This window comes from Campylobacter sp. BCW_4321, assembly GCF_001763075.1.
GTDB lineage: Bacteria > Campylobacterota > Campylobacteria > Campylobacterales > Campylobacteraceae > Campylobacter_D > Campylobacter_D jejuni.
On sequence record NZ_MJYA01000062.1, the window covers coordinates 1 to 16701 of the forward strand.

At 25.3% G+C, this 16701-nt stretch carries 19 protein-coding genes and 4 pseudogenes; 15 read left to right on the forward strand and 8 right to left on the reverse strand.

The window, feature by feature from the left end; translation table 11 throughout:
* The 5 genes from AJN58_RS07530 to AJN58_RS10185 all read right to left on the reverse strand — a co-directional run.
* A partial coding sequence (locus AJN58_RS07530; RefSeq protein WP_180371436.1) for a hypothetical protein occupies positions 1-1072 on the reverse strand: 1072 nt, incomplete at its 3' end.
* Positions 1073-1346: 274 nt separating this feature from the next.
* Positions 1347-2642 (reverse strand): hypothetical protein, encoded by a 1296-nt coding sequence (locus AJN58_RS10395; RefSeq protein ID WP_057033579.1) that lies wholly within the window; start codon positions 2640-2642, stop codon positions 1347-1349.
* A gap of 14 nt (positions 2643-2656) precedes the next feature.
* Positions 2657-3124 (reverse strand): hypothetical protein, encoded by a 468-nt coding sequence (locus tag AJN58_RS07540; protein WP_002799345.1) that lies wholly within the window; start codon positions 3122-3124, stop codon positions 2657-2659.
* Between the two features lie 41 nt (positions 3125-3165).
* Complete coding sequence (locus AJN58_RS09980) at positions 3166-3378, reverse strand: hypothetical protein (protein WP_070233498.1); 213 nt, start codon at positions 3376-3378, stop codon at positions 3166-3168.
* 463 nt (positions 3379-3841) lie between these two features.
* Complete coding sequence (locus AJN58_RS10185) at positions 3842-4015, reverse strand: hypothetical protein (RefSeq protein ID WP_180371444.1); 174 nt, start codon at positions 4013-4015, stop codon at positions 3842-3844.
* A 585-nt stretch (positions 4016-4600) separates the two neighbouring features.
* Here AJN58_RS10185 and AJN58_RS07555 point away from each other — a divergent pair.
* From AJN58_RS07555 to AJN58_RS07590, 8 genes and pseudogenes are all read left to right on the forward strand, one after another.
* A pseudogene (locus tag AJN58_RS07555) lies at positions 4601-5160 on the forward strand (hypothetical protein).
* Positions 5161-5162: 2 nt separating this feature from the next.
* Complete coding sequence (locus AJN58_RS07560) at positions 5163-5429, forward strand: hypothetical protein (protein WP_002804244.1); 267 nt, start codon at positions 5163-5165, stop codon at positions 5427-5429.
* 377 nt (positions 5430-5806) lie between these two features.
* Complete coding sequence (locus AJN58_RS07565; RefSeq protein ID WP_070233497.1) at positions 5807-6349, forward strand: NYN domain-containing protein; 543 nt, start codon at positions 5807-5809, stop codon at positions 6347-6349.
* Between the two features lie 419 nt (positions 6350-6768).
* Complete coding sequence (locus AJN58_RS07570; protein WP_250535477.1) at positions 6769-7137, forward strand: hypothetical protein; 369 nt, start codon at positions 6769-6771, stop codon at positions 7135-7137.
* Between the two features lie 88 nt (positions 7138-7225).
* Positions 7226-8454: pseudogene (locus AJN58_RS07575) on the forward strand (DUF5710 domain-containing protein).
* Positions 8455-10275: 1821 nt separating this feature from the next.
* Positions 10276-10494, forward strand: a complete 219-nt coding sequence (locus AJN58_RS07580; RefSeq protein WP_002818418.1) for a type II toxin-antitoxin system HicB family antitoxin — start codon at positions 10276-10278, stop codon at positions 10492-10494.
* Positions 10487-10690, forward strand: coding sequence for a type II toxin-antitoxin system HicA family toxin (locus tag AJN58_RS07585; protein WP_002779783.1), 204 nt, complete (start codon positions 10487-10489; stop codon positions 10688-10690). Before AJN58_RS07580 ends, AJN58_RS07585 begins: the two co-directional genes overlap by 8 nt.
* A gap of 2 nt (positions 10691-10692) precedes the next feature.
* A pseudogene (locus AJN58_RS07590) lies at positions 10693-12484 on the forward strand (AAA family ATPase).
* 89 nt (positions 12485-12573) lie between these two features.
* On the opposite strand, the pseudogene AJN58_RS09985 reads toward AJN58_RS07590, so the two are convergent.
* A pseudogene (locus AJN58_RS09985) lies at positions 12574-12702 on the reverse strand (RNA-guided endonuclease TnpB family protein); the annotation flags it as partial.
* On the opposite strand from AJN58_RS09985, the gene AJN58_RS07600 reads away from it, so the two are divergent.
* Together AJN58_RS07600 and AJN58_RS07605 are read left to right on the forward strand one after the other, a co-directional pair.
* Positions 12694-12918: a hypothetical protein gene (locus AJN58_RS07600; RefSeq protein ID WP_070233496.1), complete on the forward strand. Its 225-nt coding sequence runs from the start codon at positions 12694-12696 to the stop codon at positions 12916-12918. The pseudogene AJN58_RS09985 and the gene AJN58_RS07600 sit on opposite strands and share 9 nt — an antisense overlap.
* Before the next feature lie 154 nt (positions 12919-13072).
* The gene (locus AJN58_RS07605) at positions 13073-13684 is read left to right on the forward strand and encodes a DNA repair protein Rad50 (protein WP_070233495.1); all 612 of its coding nucleotides are present in this window, start codon (positions 13073-13075) and stop codon (positions 13682-13684) included.
* A 315-nt stretch (positions 13685-13999) separates the two neighbouring features.
* Here the strand turns inward: AJN58_RS07605 and AJN58_RS07610 are convergent, their stop codons facing one another.
* The gene (locus tag AJN58_RS07610) at positions 14000-14704 is read right to left on the reverse strand and encodes a Fic family protein (protein ID WP_002881944.1); all 705 of its coding nucleotides are present in this window, start codon (positions 14702-14704) and stop codon (positions 14000-14002) included.
* A gap of 258 nt (positions 14705-14962) precedes the next feature.
* Between AJN58_RS07610 and AJN58_RS07615 the strand changes: the two genes are divergently transcribed.
* The 5 genes from AJN58_RS07615 (at position 14963) to AJN58_RS07635 (ending at position 16445) form a co-directional block, all read left to right on the forward strand.
* On the forward strand, positions 14963-15190 hold the full coding sequence (locus AJN58_RS07615; protein ID WP_044780704.1) for a hypothetical protein: 228 nt from the start codon (positions 14963-14965) through the stop codon (positions 15188-15190).
* Positions 15191-15193: 3 nt separating this feature from the next.
* The gene (locus AJN58_RS07620) at positions 15194-15553 is read left to right on the forward strand and encodes a type II toxin-antitoxin system HicB family antitoxin (protein WP_002779573.1); all 360 of its coding nucleotides are present in this window, start codon (positions 15194-15196) and stop codon (positions 15551-15553) included.
* A gap of 130 nt (positions 15554-15683) precedes the next feature.
* On the forward strand, positions 15684-15911 hold the full coding sequence (locus AJN58_RS07625) for a hypothetical protein (RefSeq protein WP_002819580.1): 228 nt from the start codon (positions 15684-15686) through the stop codon (positions 15909-15911).
* Positions 15898-16179, forward strand: a complete 282-nt coding sequence (locus AJN58_RS07630; protein WP_044779584.1) for a type II toxin-antitoxin system YafQ family toxin — start codon at positions 15898-15900, stop codon at positions 16177-16179. Before AJN58_RS07625 ends, AJN58_RS07630 begins: the two co-directional genes overlap by 14 nt.
* An 11-nt stretch (positions 16180-16190) precedes the next feature.
* Positions 16191-16445, forward strand: a complete 255-nt coding sequence (locus tag AJN58_RS07635) for a hypothetical protein (RefSeq protein WP_044780703.1) — start codon at positions 16191-16193, stop codon at positions 16443-16445.
* Positions 16446-16474: 29 nt separating this feature from the next.
* Here AJN58_RS07635 and AJN58_RS07640 read toward each other — a convergent pair.
* The coding region (locus AJN58_RS07640; RefSeq protein WP_148124195.1) for a hypothetical protein at positions 16475-16701 on the reverse strand (227 nt) is incomplete at its 5' end.

Genomic DNA, 16701 nt, shown 5'->3' on the forward strand with positions numbered 1-16701 from the left:
TAACCCCATTTACCACCACAAATTTACAAACATAAAACTCTTGTTTTCTATCTTCATCTTCTAAGATTTCATCTAGTCCTTGTGCGATTTGAAGTTTTAAATTTTGCATTTTTGCAGGAGCTAAAAAACTAAAATGATATTCGTTTAATTCTTTATTATCTTCTAAAGCATTTTTGATGATTTTATCATACTCATGTAGCTGTGTAAAATACCCTACTCCTAAATCTTTGTTTTCAAATTCCTTATAAGCACTTTTATAAACTTTAGCAATGTTTTTTGAGATAATAAAATAAAGTTTGATTAAATTAGTATCAAAGCTAAGATTTAATTCTTTAAATTCATAATCTTTACTAAAGTCTTGTTTGAATTGATTAAGAATATTTATATCCTCTATATCTTTTAAATCTTTTAAATCTATATTAAATTCATTTAAAGCCTTATTTTGTTCTTTTTTTTCATTATTGATTAAAAGATTATAGATAGGTAAATTATCTTTTTGAAATCTATCACTTTTATAATGAAGTCTTATTATAGGTTCTTTTAACTCTATTTGATTTTTACTTTGTTCTCCTAAGCCCTCTTTAGGATTAAAGCTGTGATCAAATTTAAACTTAGTAGGAGTAAAGCTTACTTTTAAAGGAAAACCTTTATCACTAATACAAGCTGATATGAGTTCTTGTAAGATTACATATTCATTATTGACTTTCTTTTGAGATAAGGATCCTTTTACATTAACAACTTTAGTACAAGGAACACTTACACCTGCTATAGTATTAGGACAAGCTACTATACTAGAGTTTAATAAATCACTTTCTAGCATAATAGGCACACCATCATCTTTAAAAGTTTTTCCTTTGTTTGATTTAAGTATGACTTTACCTCCATGGATACATTCTAGGTTTTGATTTTCTAAAAGAGCATGAAGTTTAGCTATAGCTTGTTTTTTATCTACTTGTGTGGTTTTTTGTTCTTTTAAAGTGTTTGAAATTAAGTCTTTATACTCTAAGCTTTGTTTGCTTAAACATTCTAATTTGATATTTAAAGAATTTTCTATAATAGAATAATTAAGCAAGCAAAGTTCATCATTTTTATAAAAGATACTAAGTCTTCCTAAACCACTGCTTTCATCTTTAGGAGAAAAATAATAACTAGGTGTATCTTGTTTTATAGTATTATCTTGATCTAATTCTCCAAAGTAAAAAGGATTGTTAGGAAGTTCATTTGAGCCTGTAAGGAGTATACCTTGAAAATAAATTTTAGAATGAGTTAAATCAACATTTTTAGCCCTTAAGACTTCACAATCAATCACTTCTTTATCATTAGCAAAAATTGTTTCTTTTACTTTTTCAAGAGGCATGAATTTTCCTTAAATTTTTAGTCATTTTATGATAACTTAAACTCCAGTATTTATCGCTTTTTTCTCCTGCTAAAACATTAAAATAAAATTCATTTCTATCTTTTTGATATTCTTGTGAGATATTACCATAATCATATTTATGATAAAGCATTCTTGAAAGCATTTCATCTTTAGGTATAAAAATAAAAGGATAAAACTTACTCACACTAAAATTATTATATTTTTGACTCAAATCTAAATCTTGTATCGCAATAGCTTCATAATCATTATCTGCTTTTAAAAGTTTAATTTGTCTATCTTTTCTATCGAAATAAATCAATTCAAAATCGCCTTTTATGCTTGTATTAAATTTTTTAGTGATAGATTCCAAACAAAAATCTAATTTATTATATATACTTTTAAGTTGGGAGGCTTTATCATAAAATTTTTTAATACTTTCATAATATCTTTGATTTTCTATATCTTTTTTACAAAAAGTTTGTATTTTCTTTTCTAAATTTTCCTGATTTACATAACATATATAATTATTATCTAGCATAGATCTAGTCCAAGTAATAAAAGCTCTTGCACCTTTTACGCTTTGTAAATTATCATCAATGTTTTGAAATTTCAAAAAGATAGAGTGAAGAGATTTGATCAAGCCAAAGATATCTATCAAATTTCCAGGCACTTTATATTCATCATCAATAAGCTCTATTCCTATATCAGAAAGTTTTTGAATAACCCAAGTAACGCAGTTGTTTTCAAGAAGCTTATAGGTAAATTCTTCATTGATTGGTTCTTTGCTATTAGGTGTAATTTCTTTTGTAGTATTAAAATCATTTTTAATATTTGCAAGTAGGATTTCATATTGTTCTTTAGAAAGTTCTAAAGTGCAACGATTAGAGGGTTTGAAAGCTTGGGGGCTTCTTAGTTTTTTAATAATATAACAATTTTTATCAATATTGCTATCTAATACATATTGGTTATTGTTAAATACTTTGCCAGGAGATCCTATAAGAGATTCTGCAACATTAGCAATTCCAGTTCCAAAACCCCAAAAACCATCATTGAATTCATTAGGTTCTTTAGCTTCATACCATTTTTGATCTATCTTGTCCCATTCTTTGTTTTTAAGATATTCTTGTCTTAATGTTTCATCTGCTTTATCAAGCTCATCAGGACTTTTGCCTTTGGTAAGTCCTAAGAAAGCGTGGGTGAAATCTAAGCCGTTTCCATTATAAAGACTAACTAATATTTCATATTCTAAAAACTCATCAATATAAATCGTTGCATAATATTTCATTTATAAAATCCTTTCTAATATGTTGCCAGTCCATAAAAAAAGAACAATGTGCAAGTATAACCCAAGGCGAATAGTAAAACACTAAACATAAACTTTCTTTTAAAAATGGATATTAAGAAAAATACTCCTATACCACAACAACCAACAATAAACAAGCTTAAACTAGAAAAATAAAATGCTAAAAATATAAATACCGCAGATAAAACCAAAGGAATGGCATTATAAATATATAATAAATTAAACATTATGCAAGAATATACAATAACAAATAACTCTATTGCATTTCTATCAAATATTAATAAAAATAAATTCTTATCATATTTACCATAACTAATGTAAATGTAGTGAAAAGTTAGAATAATATAAGTTACCAAAGCAAGAATCAAGCTACACACAAACCAAGCAATTTGTCCACTTGATATATTGTCTATTCCTTTGCTTTCTAGCTTTGTTTTGAGTTTAGAATAAATAGGAATTTGCAAATTTACTCCTAATATAGATAAATTGTTTTATTATAACCAATCTACTTAATACTTTTAATTAATTTAAATTCTTTGTTTTTAAGATATTCTTGTCTTAATGTTTCATCTGCTTTATCAAGCTCATCAGGACTTTTGCCTTTGGTAAGTCCTAAGAAAGCGTGGGTGAAATCTTCTCTTTGCCAGTAACACTGATTTTTAAAATCCAAAAAACATTCTACCAATGGATCAATATAAATCGTAACATAATATTTCATTTATAAAATCCTCCTAATAACTCAAATATATATACCATAGCCACTAAAAAAATATATCCACATAAAAAAGTTATTAAAATTCTCCAAGCTCTTAAAAAGATAAAAATTACAGGTGCAAAAATAAAAAATAAAATTTTAAAATTATAGATAAACTCATGATATTTCATATATATAAATATTAATATCACAAGCAACAATAATGCAAAAAAATTTTTAATATAAAGCATATTCAATATAAAAATAAATAACATAATAAATAAAATAGTGAATTGATCATAATTGTTACTGATATAAAAATATACCATAGGAATGATAAAAATCCCTACACTACATACAAACCAAGCAATTTGCCCACTTGATATATTGTCTATTCCTTTGCTTTCTAGTTTTTCTTTGAGTTTAGAATAAATAGGAATTTGCAAATTTACTCCTAATATAGATAAATTGTTTTATTATAACCAATCTACTTAATACTTTTAATTAATTTAAATTCTTTGTTTTTAAGATATTCTTGTCTTAATGTTTCATCTGCTTTATCAAGCTCATCAGGACTTTTGCCTTTGGTAAGTTCTAAGAAAGCGTGGGTGAAGTCGATTTGCTTTATGCTTTCACCCAGGGTTTGAAAAAGATCATTCATTTATATTTTCTCTAGCTTGTTCCATAAGTTCTTTTGTACTTACTTGTGGTTTGTAATTAAATGATTTAGAATAACTTGAAGCATTTGCACATTCTTTGATTTTAGATTCTAACTCTGTAGCATTTTTTGGATCTTCATAGTATTACATACTTTTTTGGCTCTGAAGAGCAAGCAGAAAAAACACAAGCAGTAACTACACTTAATAAAGCTAGTTTGATTGTATTTTTCATTTTTAATCCTTTTTTTGTATATTTATAATAATTATAATATACTATTATTAACTAATAATATATAAAAAATATTTTTTATATATTATTATATATTATGATTACAAAGAGTAACTATTATTGTCTAGTTATCTCTTTTTCAGGTTGTGTTTTTTCCATAGATTTAAAAGCTTTAAGTTTATTATGAAAATCAATAAAATTTAATTGTTTTTTGACTTCATGCTACCTACACATTTAGAAGATTATTTAGAATATAAAACAAAACTATCACTAAAAAATCAAAGAAACAAAAATAAATATTATTTATTAATAAATAATAATATATAATATTATACAAAAATATAAAAAAGGTTTTTTTATGATAATATCTGTTGTAAATAAAAAAGGTGGTGTTGGAAAAACTCCTTTTGCTTTTTCAATTGCTAAAGATTTAGAATATTTTTTACAAAGCAATGACAATTCTATTATAGAAAAGATTTATCCTGAAAAAGCAAAAATTTTACCAACTCCAAAAAAATAGATAATTGCGTTTATGATTTTGGTGGTTTTGTAGAAAAAGGGGTATTAGATATTATTAAAGAAAGTAATAAGATTATTATTCCTTGCACGAGTAATTACAATTCTTTACTTAGAACATTGGAAACTTTAAATGAAATAGGTAATGATGATAGAGTTTGTATCTTGGTTACAGATTATAGAGATGAGAAAGAGAAAAGGCAAATTTGTGAAACTCTTGAAAGCAATTTTACAGATTTAAATCTCTTTTTCTTTAAATTTTCAAAGATAATTGAAAATTCTATGAGTAGTGGAGCTTCTTTTACTGAACTTTATAATGAAAACAATCTTTCAAGATTAAGTTATACAAATTTTTTCAATGAGTATCAAAGACTTTTAGATTTTATTAGAAAGGATAAATAATAATGGAAAAAAAACCCTTTACAATAGCAGAAGCTTTAAACTCTGAAACAAGCTCTCAAAAAACATATAGTAAAGCTGATAAAAAATCAGCTGGGAGAAAAACTATAGATCAAAAACTAAGAAGAGACAATTTAGTAGTTTGCAGACTTAATGAACAAGAAATGGAAATTTTGAAAAAATTAATGGATTTAGATTTAGTAAGTGAATATGGCACTTATATAAGAAAATTAATCTTAAAAGAGGCACGAGCTTTAAATATTAATAGTTAAAAATGTTAAAATATCCTTGCAAAAAATAAAAAGACAAATTGAAGATGAAAAAGATTATGACGGTCGAAGTTTATTTGACTTAATCGAATTAGAATTTTCACAAGGAGAAGAAAATGAGTTGCTTAACTCTAAGTAAGTTCTTATTAATGTTTTTATGTTAAAATTACAGCATCATTAGCACATAGAGGGGTCTTTTTACATAATATTTTTAAAATGACGACTCATTTTGCCTTCAAGATTTAGCAAATAGGACTACATATTATGGATTTGTCCAATAAAGATACAGAATTTTCTATAATTCAACCAAAAAAGACTGCTGTTCTTGTAGATCTTTCTTTTTTATTGAAGGATACAATACACACAAAAGCATTAAAACAATGGAAGCCGCAGAATTAGCCAAAAGATTAAAAGACTATGTGTGGGAAACTCTTAGAAGAAGTGAAGACTATTTATATAGAGTTTATATTTATGATTGCGAACCGTTAGATAAAAATGTTCCTATGCCTCCTATAGAAAAAACTGATAAATCTAAAAATTTAAACAAAACTACAACTTATAAATTTAGAAGTGAATTATTAAAACATCTAAGAAAGCAACCGTATTTTGCTGTAAGATTAGGTGAAATTGATGTTAGCGAACTAAGCAATGAAGATTTTGTTATAGATATTAAACAAAAAGGTGTAGATATGAAAATAGGACTTGATATTGCAACTTTAGCAAATAAACACCAAGTGGAAAAAATCATTTTAATTACTTCGGATAGCGATCTTGTTCCTGCTGTAAAACACGCTAGAAAAGAAGGGCTTATTGTGCAATTAGATACTATGAGATTTCCAGAAACTCGAATCAAAAAAGGTTTATTAGAACATATTGATATTCTCTCATCCGTTTTTATTAATAAAAATAAAAATGGTAATTAATTATTGTTTTTTATTTTGCTAAATAGATAACTAAAAAATCAATATTGTTAAAAGAAAAAATGAATGAATTTTTCAAAAAAACTAAATAAAGTTTTACCAGATAAAGAAATTAGCAACGAAAAAACATATTCTCGATCAAGGTAAAGAATGAATAATCTAACAAATTTTAATGATCTGTTTTCTCAAATGAGATTATCTTCTTATAATAATATTATGATAACCTTAAACTTGTAGGAAAAATCACTCCAAAAATTGCTACATTAGAAATTATTCTTAGAAATAAACTAGATAATAAATTATCAGAGAAAGATAGTAATTGGATAAAAAATTCTAATGATGAAAATATTAAAAAAGCTAAAGATGAAATTGAATATAGAGAAAAAAATAGAAATTTATCTCATCATCAATATCTTTCTCGTATGAGCTTAGGAGCTATTATTCATCTTATCAAAGAAAATAAATTACAAAACTCTATAATGGATTTAAAAAATATCAATTTTAGAAACTACAATCGACACAATAGAAATTTCTTTTTTGAAAATGGTATAAAATTACGCTTTAGAAATACGCATAAGGTTGATATTGTTCTTAGCTTATTGCAAAATCTAAGAAATAGAAGTTATCATTGGGAAAATATTTTAAAAACTACAGAAAAAAATGGCAAACATTATCCAAGATTAACGACAAAAATAGAAAACACTCATATAGGATTAAATCCACAAAAAATAGATTTATTCTTAAGTGATTTAATTAAAACATTTAACGAAGAAATTTTGGAATATTGTTAATATAAAAAAAGTGGGCTACTAGGAAGCCCTTTGAATTTAATTGCAATTATAGCAATAATAATATTAAAGGAAACTAAAAGGATATACGATGCCACAAAAAAGAATTTATCTTTATGTTCCATTTAAAGACAAAGAAAAAGTAAAATCATTAGGGGCAATGTGGGATGATAAAGAAAAAAAATGGTTTGCTCCAAAAAGCTTAGATAAAAATATTTTCTCACAATGGTTTTATCCGTACCAAAATAAAGAATTTTCATTTGATGAAAATGAAGTTTTAACTACTTTTAAATCTGCTTTAGAAAATCAAGGTTTAATTATTGATGGTTCACCTATCATGGATGGCAAAATCCACAGAGTAAAAACAACAACAGATAAAGGCAGAGAAATGAGTGGAGCTTATAGTGGATTTTTAGATAAATACCCTGCTGGTTTTATTCAAAATTTTAAAACAGGTATTAAAGAAAATTGGAAAATGCCTTTAGAAAATGCAAAACAAAACATTGTAAGTTATCAAACTCCTAGCCAAAAAAGATTACATAATTCTACAAGCAATAATACGAAACAAGACATTTTAGAGCTTCAGCAAAAAACAGCATTAAAAATTGAAGAAGAATATAATCAAGCTAATTGGACTCATTCAAATCATCCTTATTTAAAGAAAAAAGGTTTTAGTGAAAACTTTTATCTTAAGCAGGATAACAAAGGTTCTTTACTTATTCCCTTAAAAGATGAAAATGGCAAATTATGGTCTGTGCAAAGAATATTCCCAAATGGTGATAAAATTATTGGTGTAATTAAAACTAAAGAAGAAAAAGAGCAAGGCATTGAATATTCTGTAAAAAATCTGGATGTTTTCACCTAATAGGTGCAAAAAACCTAGAATATTGCAAAGAATTTATCATAGCAGAAGGCTTTGCTACTGCTGCAACTATATACAAAGCACTCAATAAGCCTGTAATAATGGGTATAGATGCTGGAAACTTATCAAAAATCGTTGAAACCCTAAAAAACAAATTTCAAAACACTCCTATTACCTTAATAGCCGATAATGATAAAAAAAGAGAATTAAAAGGTCTTTCTAATGTCGGGGTGGAAACTGCAAAAGAAATTCAACAAAAATTTTCAGATATTAAAGTTATTATTCCAAAAATCAGCAATCAAGAAGCAGAACAAGGAATAAGTGATTTCAATGACATTTTTTTAAATAAAGGGCTTGATGAAGTCAAAAAACAATTAAATTTTATTGATTTTCATAATAAGCTTAATACCTTTGAAAATCCTACAAAAACAATATCTCAAAAAGATATTACAAGATAATTCATCATATTAAAATAAAAAATAATTATTTTGTGAAATATTATATAATAATATTATTATTTAAAATTAATTTTATTATATATTAATAAATATTAGTATATTATAGTTACTATAAATATATATAAAATTATAGAAAAAGGAACTTTTATGCAAAATTTAATTAAACTAAGTTTATTAAGTGTAGTTACTGCTTGTGTTTTTTCTGCTTGCTCTTCAGAGCCAAAAAAGTATGTAATACTATGAAGATCCAAAAAATGCTACAGATGGAACAAGTAGAGAAAATATAAATGAATGATCTTTTTCAAACCCTGGGTGAAAGCATAACAATAAATCATTGATGCTATAAGACAAAAAGTCACAAATAATAAGGTTGTTTGAAAGTAAATACTATTATATATTACTAATTTTTAATATATAATAGTTATTTTTAGTAATTAATATTATATGTTAAATTGGTTTTATGTTCCGCATTAAACCAAATCAAGGCATTAATATCTGAACAATTAGTTGAAAATATTTCTATAAATTCTCCCTCAAACCCAATATCGAATAACAAAGGTATTTCATAAATTTTAAGCCTTTTAGCTTCATTTACACTATTTGGGCTAAAAATAGAATCTATTTCGTTAAATAAAAAATTCTCCTTGTTTTGCCTGACAATTTTGACATATATTCATAAGGTAGTAACTTTTTGTTGTATTGGAATATGAAATTTTCATATTATTTTTTTAAAATACTTTCTAGCTCTTGAGAATAAGACAAAATATTCCAAATCATTTTAAATTTTGAATTAAATTTCCAATATTTTTTTCACAATCTAAAAAAGAAGATTTTAAAGCCCCAAAAGCATAAACTGGAATCATCTTAGGACATTTCCAACAAGTAATAAAATCTTCAACAATATACAAATTCTCAGTAACATAAATAGTAAAATTTCTATTTTCTAAATAATCGATAAGGTAAGTTAAATTCCTATAATCTTCTAAATACCAAATTTTATAATCATTATTCCACTTAATCTTATATTTTTTAATTTATCCTTATTAGAATAAGGAATATTAAGCTTAATATTCATAGTTTTTCTTTTTTAAAATCTCTTTATATTTTCTTACACTCTTAAGAGTATTAAATAAACCTATCAATACTATAATAAAAATTATAAGCAATAAAAAATAGTCTCGAAAGAAAACTAAAATATCTTCATAAATAAAGAATTTAAAAGAAGAATTAAAAAGATTGCAAAACTTAAAACCATCATAAACATTGAACCAAAATACAATTTTTCTAAAATATTAAGTTTATTAGGCTTTAAACACTTTAAAAGAATATTTTTAATTTTCACCTTCTTTCTCCATTTTTTAATTCTTATGATATTGTAACAAAATAATAAAAATTTTTTTTATTAAAACTTCTTTTTTGGAGTTATCAAAATCATTTTTTTATGATTTTATACAAAAGTTCAAAAATTTTAATTTTTGATTTACCTTTTTTAATATTATAAAATTTAATAAATTTAAGAATTTAGTAACTATTCTATTTATGTCAATTTTTTAATAACTTATGGGTGATTGTATGCTGATTTTGCTGACATAAATATAATAAACTATTCTATTTATGTCAATTTTATATTTTAGATGAAATTAGTATTTTTCAAAAAAATAATTTTTTATATAGATATAATAAGTATTGACATAAATATAATAATTTTACTATAATTACTTTATAAAAAGTTGTTAATTTGCACTAAACTATTCTATTTATGTCAATTTTTAGGGTGTAAATTAATTGTTTGTTCTATTTATGTCAATAGCAAGGAATTAAATGTTACTAAATATTATTATTGAAAAAGATCAGGATGGATATTTTGCACGCATTCTAGAGCTTGAAGGTTGTGTTTCGCAAGGAAATACCTATGAAGAAACTTTAGCTAATATAAAAGAAGCTGGGGAGCTTTATTTAGAAAGCCTTGCAAATGAAGAAAAAAGGATTATTGAAAACAAAACAACTTCAATTATTCCAATGGTTTTAGCAAATGCCTGAATTGCCAAGATTGACTGCAAAAGAAGCAGAAAAGCTTTTATTGCAAAATAATTTTTTGATTGATAGGCAAAAAGGTAGTCATAGAATCTATAAAAAAGGACTTTATAGAATGGTTATTCCTCATCATAGCGGAGAAATATTACACCCTAAAATCATAAAACAACTATTTGAAATTATAGAAGTAGCAAAGGATTAAAAATGCCTAAACGCAATACTATTAATACAATTACACTTGGAATTTTTAGTGATGAGAATGTTTCTGTAATTTGCGAAGACACCATTAAACTAGAAAGAGGTTCTGTAGCTGTATTAAGTGGCAATAGTGAAGTAGGAAAATCTTTTTTAGCTTTAAAAGTATGTGCTAATGCAATTAATGATGGTTTAAAACCTTTTTTTGGAGTATAGAAGATAAGAATAAAGCAATTTTAGAACGCATTAAAAATATAGAAAATTTTTATCCTTTTAATAGTTTAGAATTTGAGTTTTCAAATGAACTTCCAAAAATTGATAAAGAACCTATGAATAGCTTAAAAGAAGAACTTAATGAGTTAGCAGATTGTGATTTAATCGTTCTTGATACTTTTAGTGCATTCTTCTCAATCTTGGGCTTTAAAGATCAAAATAATCAAAACGATGCGCAAAATTTCTTTAATATTTTAACAGATGTAGCAAAATCAAACAATCAAGCTATTTTATTACTTCATCACTTAGATAAAAAAGGTGAAAGTCTTATGGGTAGCTCTGTAATTATAAATGCCCCTAGACTTGTTTATAAACTCTCATTTCAAAAAGGAGAAGATAAAAACTCTACAACTTATCGCTTACTTGAAGTGCTAAAAGATAATAATAATATCAATGCTGGCGAGTTTCAAAAAACAATCAAAGTATTAAAGAACTCTAGCATTGATGAACCTTTAGTTAAAGATATAAAAGTGGAAAATATTGACAATCATACCTTAGAAATTATCAACAAAAAAGATATTTCTGCTGTAAGTGTTAATGATTTAGCGGAAGGCTATGTAACAATGAATGAAAATAGAGGAGTTTTTTATTTAAGCTCACGAAAGCTTACTGATTCTAATTTTTATAAAGCATTTAAAGAAAATGACAATAAAATAGAATTTGGAATGCTTGGTGCAAATGGTTCATCATATGCTATTACTCTTAAAAATTCTTTACTAACGCAAACACATAGAAGTATTTTAGATGCTTTATTTTTATATATCAAGAAAAATGTAGATACAAGTGTTATTAAAAAATATCAAGAAAATTTTTGGGATATGGAAGTAAGATTAGAGCCTTATAAATTTTTAAAACAATATCTTAATAAAGCTCCTAGTAATTATTCTTGGTTAAAACAAAAATTTACAGAAATTTCTCGTTTTGCATATGATTTAGCCTTTACGCAAAACATTGAAGATAAAGATAAAAAAACAATTACACAAAGAGATAAAGGGATTTTAATGTTTGATTCTGTAGAGCGTATCACAAAAGAAAATGGCGTGATTGTATCTGTATTTGTATTGACAGTTCGTAGGGAATATATCAAAAGACTTGAAACAGAATCTACTCTTTCATATGATGATGACTTATCAAAAATACTCATTGATTTAAATTCTTTAGTTGCACAGGATTTAATTAGATTTTTGACAAGTTTTCCTGATAAGAAAATCCTTAGTTATAGTGAGTTTTGTGAAATTAAAGCTTATAGACTTTATAAAGAAAGTTCTATCATTTCAAAACAAAAAAAGGAGATTGCTAAATTAAAAGATAAGCTTATAGAATTTGGAATTAATGTTTATGGCAAAGGTATAGAATTTGCAAATTATGATGATGAATTTTTTATAACAAGTATAAAAATGAAAATGATTTGTTTTTTATCTACCAAAGTAATAATAGAGTAAAAAGATATATTAAACGTGGTGATCCAATGAATCGATTAAACACCAAAAGTAATAAATTTATCTTACAGAAGTCTTTATTTGAGTGAATCACCTATCTGCTAAAGCAAAGTGGGTTTCTTGCTTCAACGAATAGATAACTAGTATATAACCATTTTTGATACCTACTAGAGCTATCTTTACCCCAACTAGCATTAGCAATAGATTTAGATAAGTGTTTGTTTTTAATTAGTCCTTTAATATTTAGATTTTCAACAGCTATAAAATCATATAAATTTGTGATTTCATCGCTTATCTTATGCAAATAATAGAAAAAGCAAATATTGTTCTTAACCTTTTACTCACAATCAGAAATAGAAGTTTTCACTGGGAAAATTTATATAAAACAAAAATAACAAATCAAAAGGCTTTAGCTCCTAAATCACATAATACCTTTATAGGCGTTATGCTAAATAAAATCAATGCTTTTTTAAGTGATTTAATAGAGAGTTTTGAAAAAGATTTAAATAGCTACTTAAAATAATATTTAAGATGGGCGATCTCGATCCGCCCTTATAATGATTTTAAATTATATCATACAATTAAAAAATTGTCAATTTAGTTTATATTTAGTATTGCTCTAAAATGTTGATTGTATAATAACATAATATTTAGATTTTCGTTTTAAAGGAGTGCAAATGAGTGATACTATTATTTTAGGTATTTTATTAGAGAAGTACAATAATGCTAAATATAAAAAAGTCGGAAACTGTATTAAACTTCGTTATCAATATAACAATGCAAATGTGAATTTATATTTTGATGGTTATGATAAAAATTATCCTTCAACTTCTATAATATTAGCAAGGGATAAATCTTACTATATTACTTCTTTTAATGTGGATAATTTCGATGAAAAAAATCAATATTTAGATAAAATTCCAGATCCTATACTTAATCTTATTAAAGATGAGAATAACAAATTAACTTCATTTTATAATGAGATGAGAAAGCGTATCAAAGAAGATAATTTCCAAAACATTAGTTACAGCAGTGACATAGTGTTTAATAATACTATGCAATATAATAAAAATAAAGAAAATGGTAATCCATTTTTTCATTATATTAGAGCAGCAGTAATGACACCTGAACATTTTAAAAAATTATTCCATAGTATGAATATTTCAAAAGAAATTCTCATGAAAATTCAACAAGCAGGATTTACCATTGTAACTACAAACGACCCCAATAAAAGAAAAAATTTTTATGAGGAACTAAAAAGTAAAGAAATTTTTATAGAAGTTTTATAATAGAACATATTAACGATAAAGACTTTGCAAGAACAAATAGCCGAAAGCCACGCCTCTTTCGGTTAAGTGTTTTTTGTTACAATTGTATTAAGCTTAGACTAAGTGTGGTTTTTATAGAATTTTCAACGGTTTTTTGAGTGAGATAATCAACGAGCTTGATTATCTCGTTAATTAATTCTAAGACAAGAACTAAAAAATCAATGACTACTCATCATGTCTCCTTCTTATAACCAAAAGAGTAGCCATGCTTAATACGCTTTAATTATAGTATTTTTGAATGAATAAGTTTTAATGTTTTATATGAAAATTTGGGTGTTATCTCAATTCTTTCCTATAATTTGTTTTTTCTTCATCATTATGAAAAACCATTGTTTCAATACAATTTTCTTTACAAAATTGTTTTATTTCATAATTATTGTTTGTTTCATAGAATTTAACAAGATGGGTAAAAAACTCATTCATATCATTCTTAGCAATTGCCAAAATACCGAATCCATTTTCAATTAAAATTTTATTAGCAATTAGCATTGAAGTTCTTTTATTTCCATCAAAAAATAATTGACTTCTCATAAGATATAGCATCAAATCCAATGCTACTTCTTTTTTATTTTCATTTTTTAAAATTGTTTCTATATTTTTACTAACCTCATAATCAATAGGTAATTTTGGTTTAAAATTTGTTCCACTTATTTTAACATCAGCTGTTCTTAAAAATCCTAATTTATGAACCAAATCTCTGCCTACAATCCTATTAAAGTCCTGTATCAAACTCAAACTAACTTTTTCATTAATGGTATCAAACAAATAATTCCAAGCTCTTTTGAGATTTAAAATTATTGTTAAATCTTGTATTGTTTTATCAGGAACACTAAAGCCATCTATAATCATTTGAGTTTCAGGAAAAGTAACATTTACACCTTCTAAATTCGCGGATTTCCAAATAATATCTACAAGGTTTCTTTTTGCTAAAAATATATTTTCTTCTAAAGTTAAATTTCTCATTTTAAATCTTTCCTTCATAAAAATCCGCCTTGAGTTTTAACTCTTGGCGGAAATAACCCTAAAGGCTTAACTATGAAACGACATAGTAAGCGTTTTGTGAGATTATATCTAAACTTTAGGTTTTTTAAGTTTAAAATGGAAGTATTTTTAGCAAAACCGCAGGACAGAAAAGCCCCTTTAAACATACAAAGACAACAAGATTAAAAGAATTGCGTTCGGTTTATAAGTGATACTTAATAAAAAGTGTGTATAATACATACTCATAAGGATATTATAGTGAGTAAAAAAGATAAAATTATTAAAGATTTAAAAAATAATCCTAACAATGCGCCCTTTGAAACGCTTAAGATTTTATTAGAAAGCGAAGGTTATGAATGTTTTAATAAAGGCGGATTACATTATCAATTCAGAAAAGAAGAATGTGATCTTATTACTATTTCATTTAAACGCCCTATAAAGGCTATATATGTCAAAATGGTTTTAAAAGCTATAACAGGAGAATGAATGATGAAAGACTTAGATTACTATCTTAATCTACCTTATGAAATTATTATAAAAAAACTTGATGAAAAAGATGGCGGAGGATATTTTGCAAGATATAAAGATTTCCCTTATATTATGGGAGATGGTGAAAATGAAATAGAAGCCTTAAAAGATCTCAAAGAAGCATTTAAAGGAGCATTAGAAGTTATGCTTGAAAAAGGTGATTATATTAAAGAACCTATTGATAATGAAGCAAAAATTAGAATTAATATTACCTTGCCTAAAAGCTTAGTAGAGGCAATAGATACAATAAGCGATAATAGAAGCAAATTCTTAGCTGATCTTGCAAATAGTGCTATAAAATCTTATAAAATAAGCACCTAAAAATTGACATAGTTAAATAAAAAAAATCCGTTTTAAACTCCTAAAAAATAGGCATTTTATAGTATAAATACTTGCAAAAATTATTAAAAATGGTATAATTATGTTATATAAATTGAGAAAGGAGTTGCTTATGACCCTTATTATTGAAAATGTTAATGAAGATTTTTTACCTGCATTCAAGGGTTTAGCAAAAAGCATAAATGCCAAATGTAAAATTTCTAAGCCTAAGTTGAGTAGTTTTGAAAGTAAGATATTAAATGCAAGCAAAGAACTTGATAAAGAAAAAAAAGTCAATACTGCATTAAGCTTTAATTCGCATCAAGACTTTGTGAAAGCTTATCAAAATGGTAAAATATAAAATTTATTACCATAAAGATTTTATAAAAGCTTACAAAAAAATAAGCGATGAAGAGCGTAAAATAACTGATGAAGTTATTGTAAAACTTTCTAATGATGAGAATTTAGAACCTAAATATAAAGATCATCAATTAAAAGGTGTATTAAAAGATTTTAGAGAATGTCATATAAAGTCTAACTTGTTATTAATTTATCAAAAACATAATAATGAGTTAGAGCTAAATATTTTAAAACTAGGTAGTCATAGTAAGTTATTTAAAAAATATTGAAAGGAATAAAGATGGATAAAGCGCACTTAATTATTTATTTAGCAGTACTTGCATCTATTGTTAGTGTTTTAATAACTTGTTGTCTTTTGTATTTAATCAGAGATAGGTTAAGCAAATTGTTTTCTAAAAATACATTATTGAAAATCAAGAAGTTTTTAAAAGAGAATGTTAAATCTATTGACGAACCATCAAGTTCGCCAGCAGATTATATTATTGATCCAACATATAGATATATGCCAGAAAATATATACCATAATAGGTATTAAGCCTAGTTAAAACTAGACTCAGTGTATTATTATTTATAAGTATCATTGATTTTTTCATTTCTTTCTTTGATAGCAGTTCCTGCTTTTTTCTCAGCTGCGCCTGCTGCTTTTTCTACATCAAATGCCAGTCCTTCTGATTCAACTTTAGCAGGAGCATTTCTTGTTTTCAAGAAACCTTGATATCTTGAATTTAAATCGTCTATGGCTTTATTGTGATCAGTCATAACACCTCTTGGATCATAATAATTATGTTTTG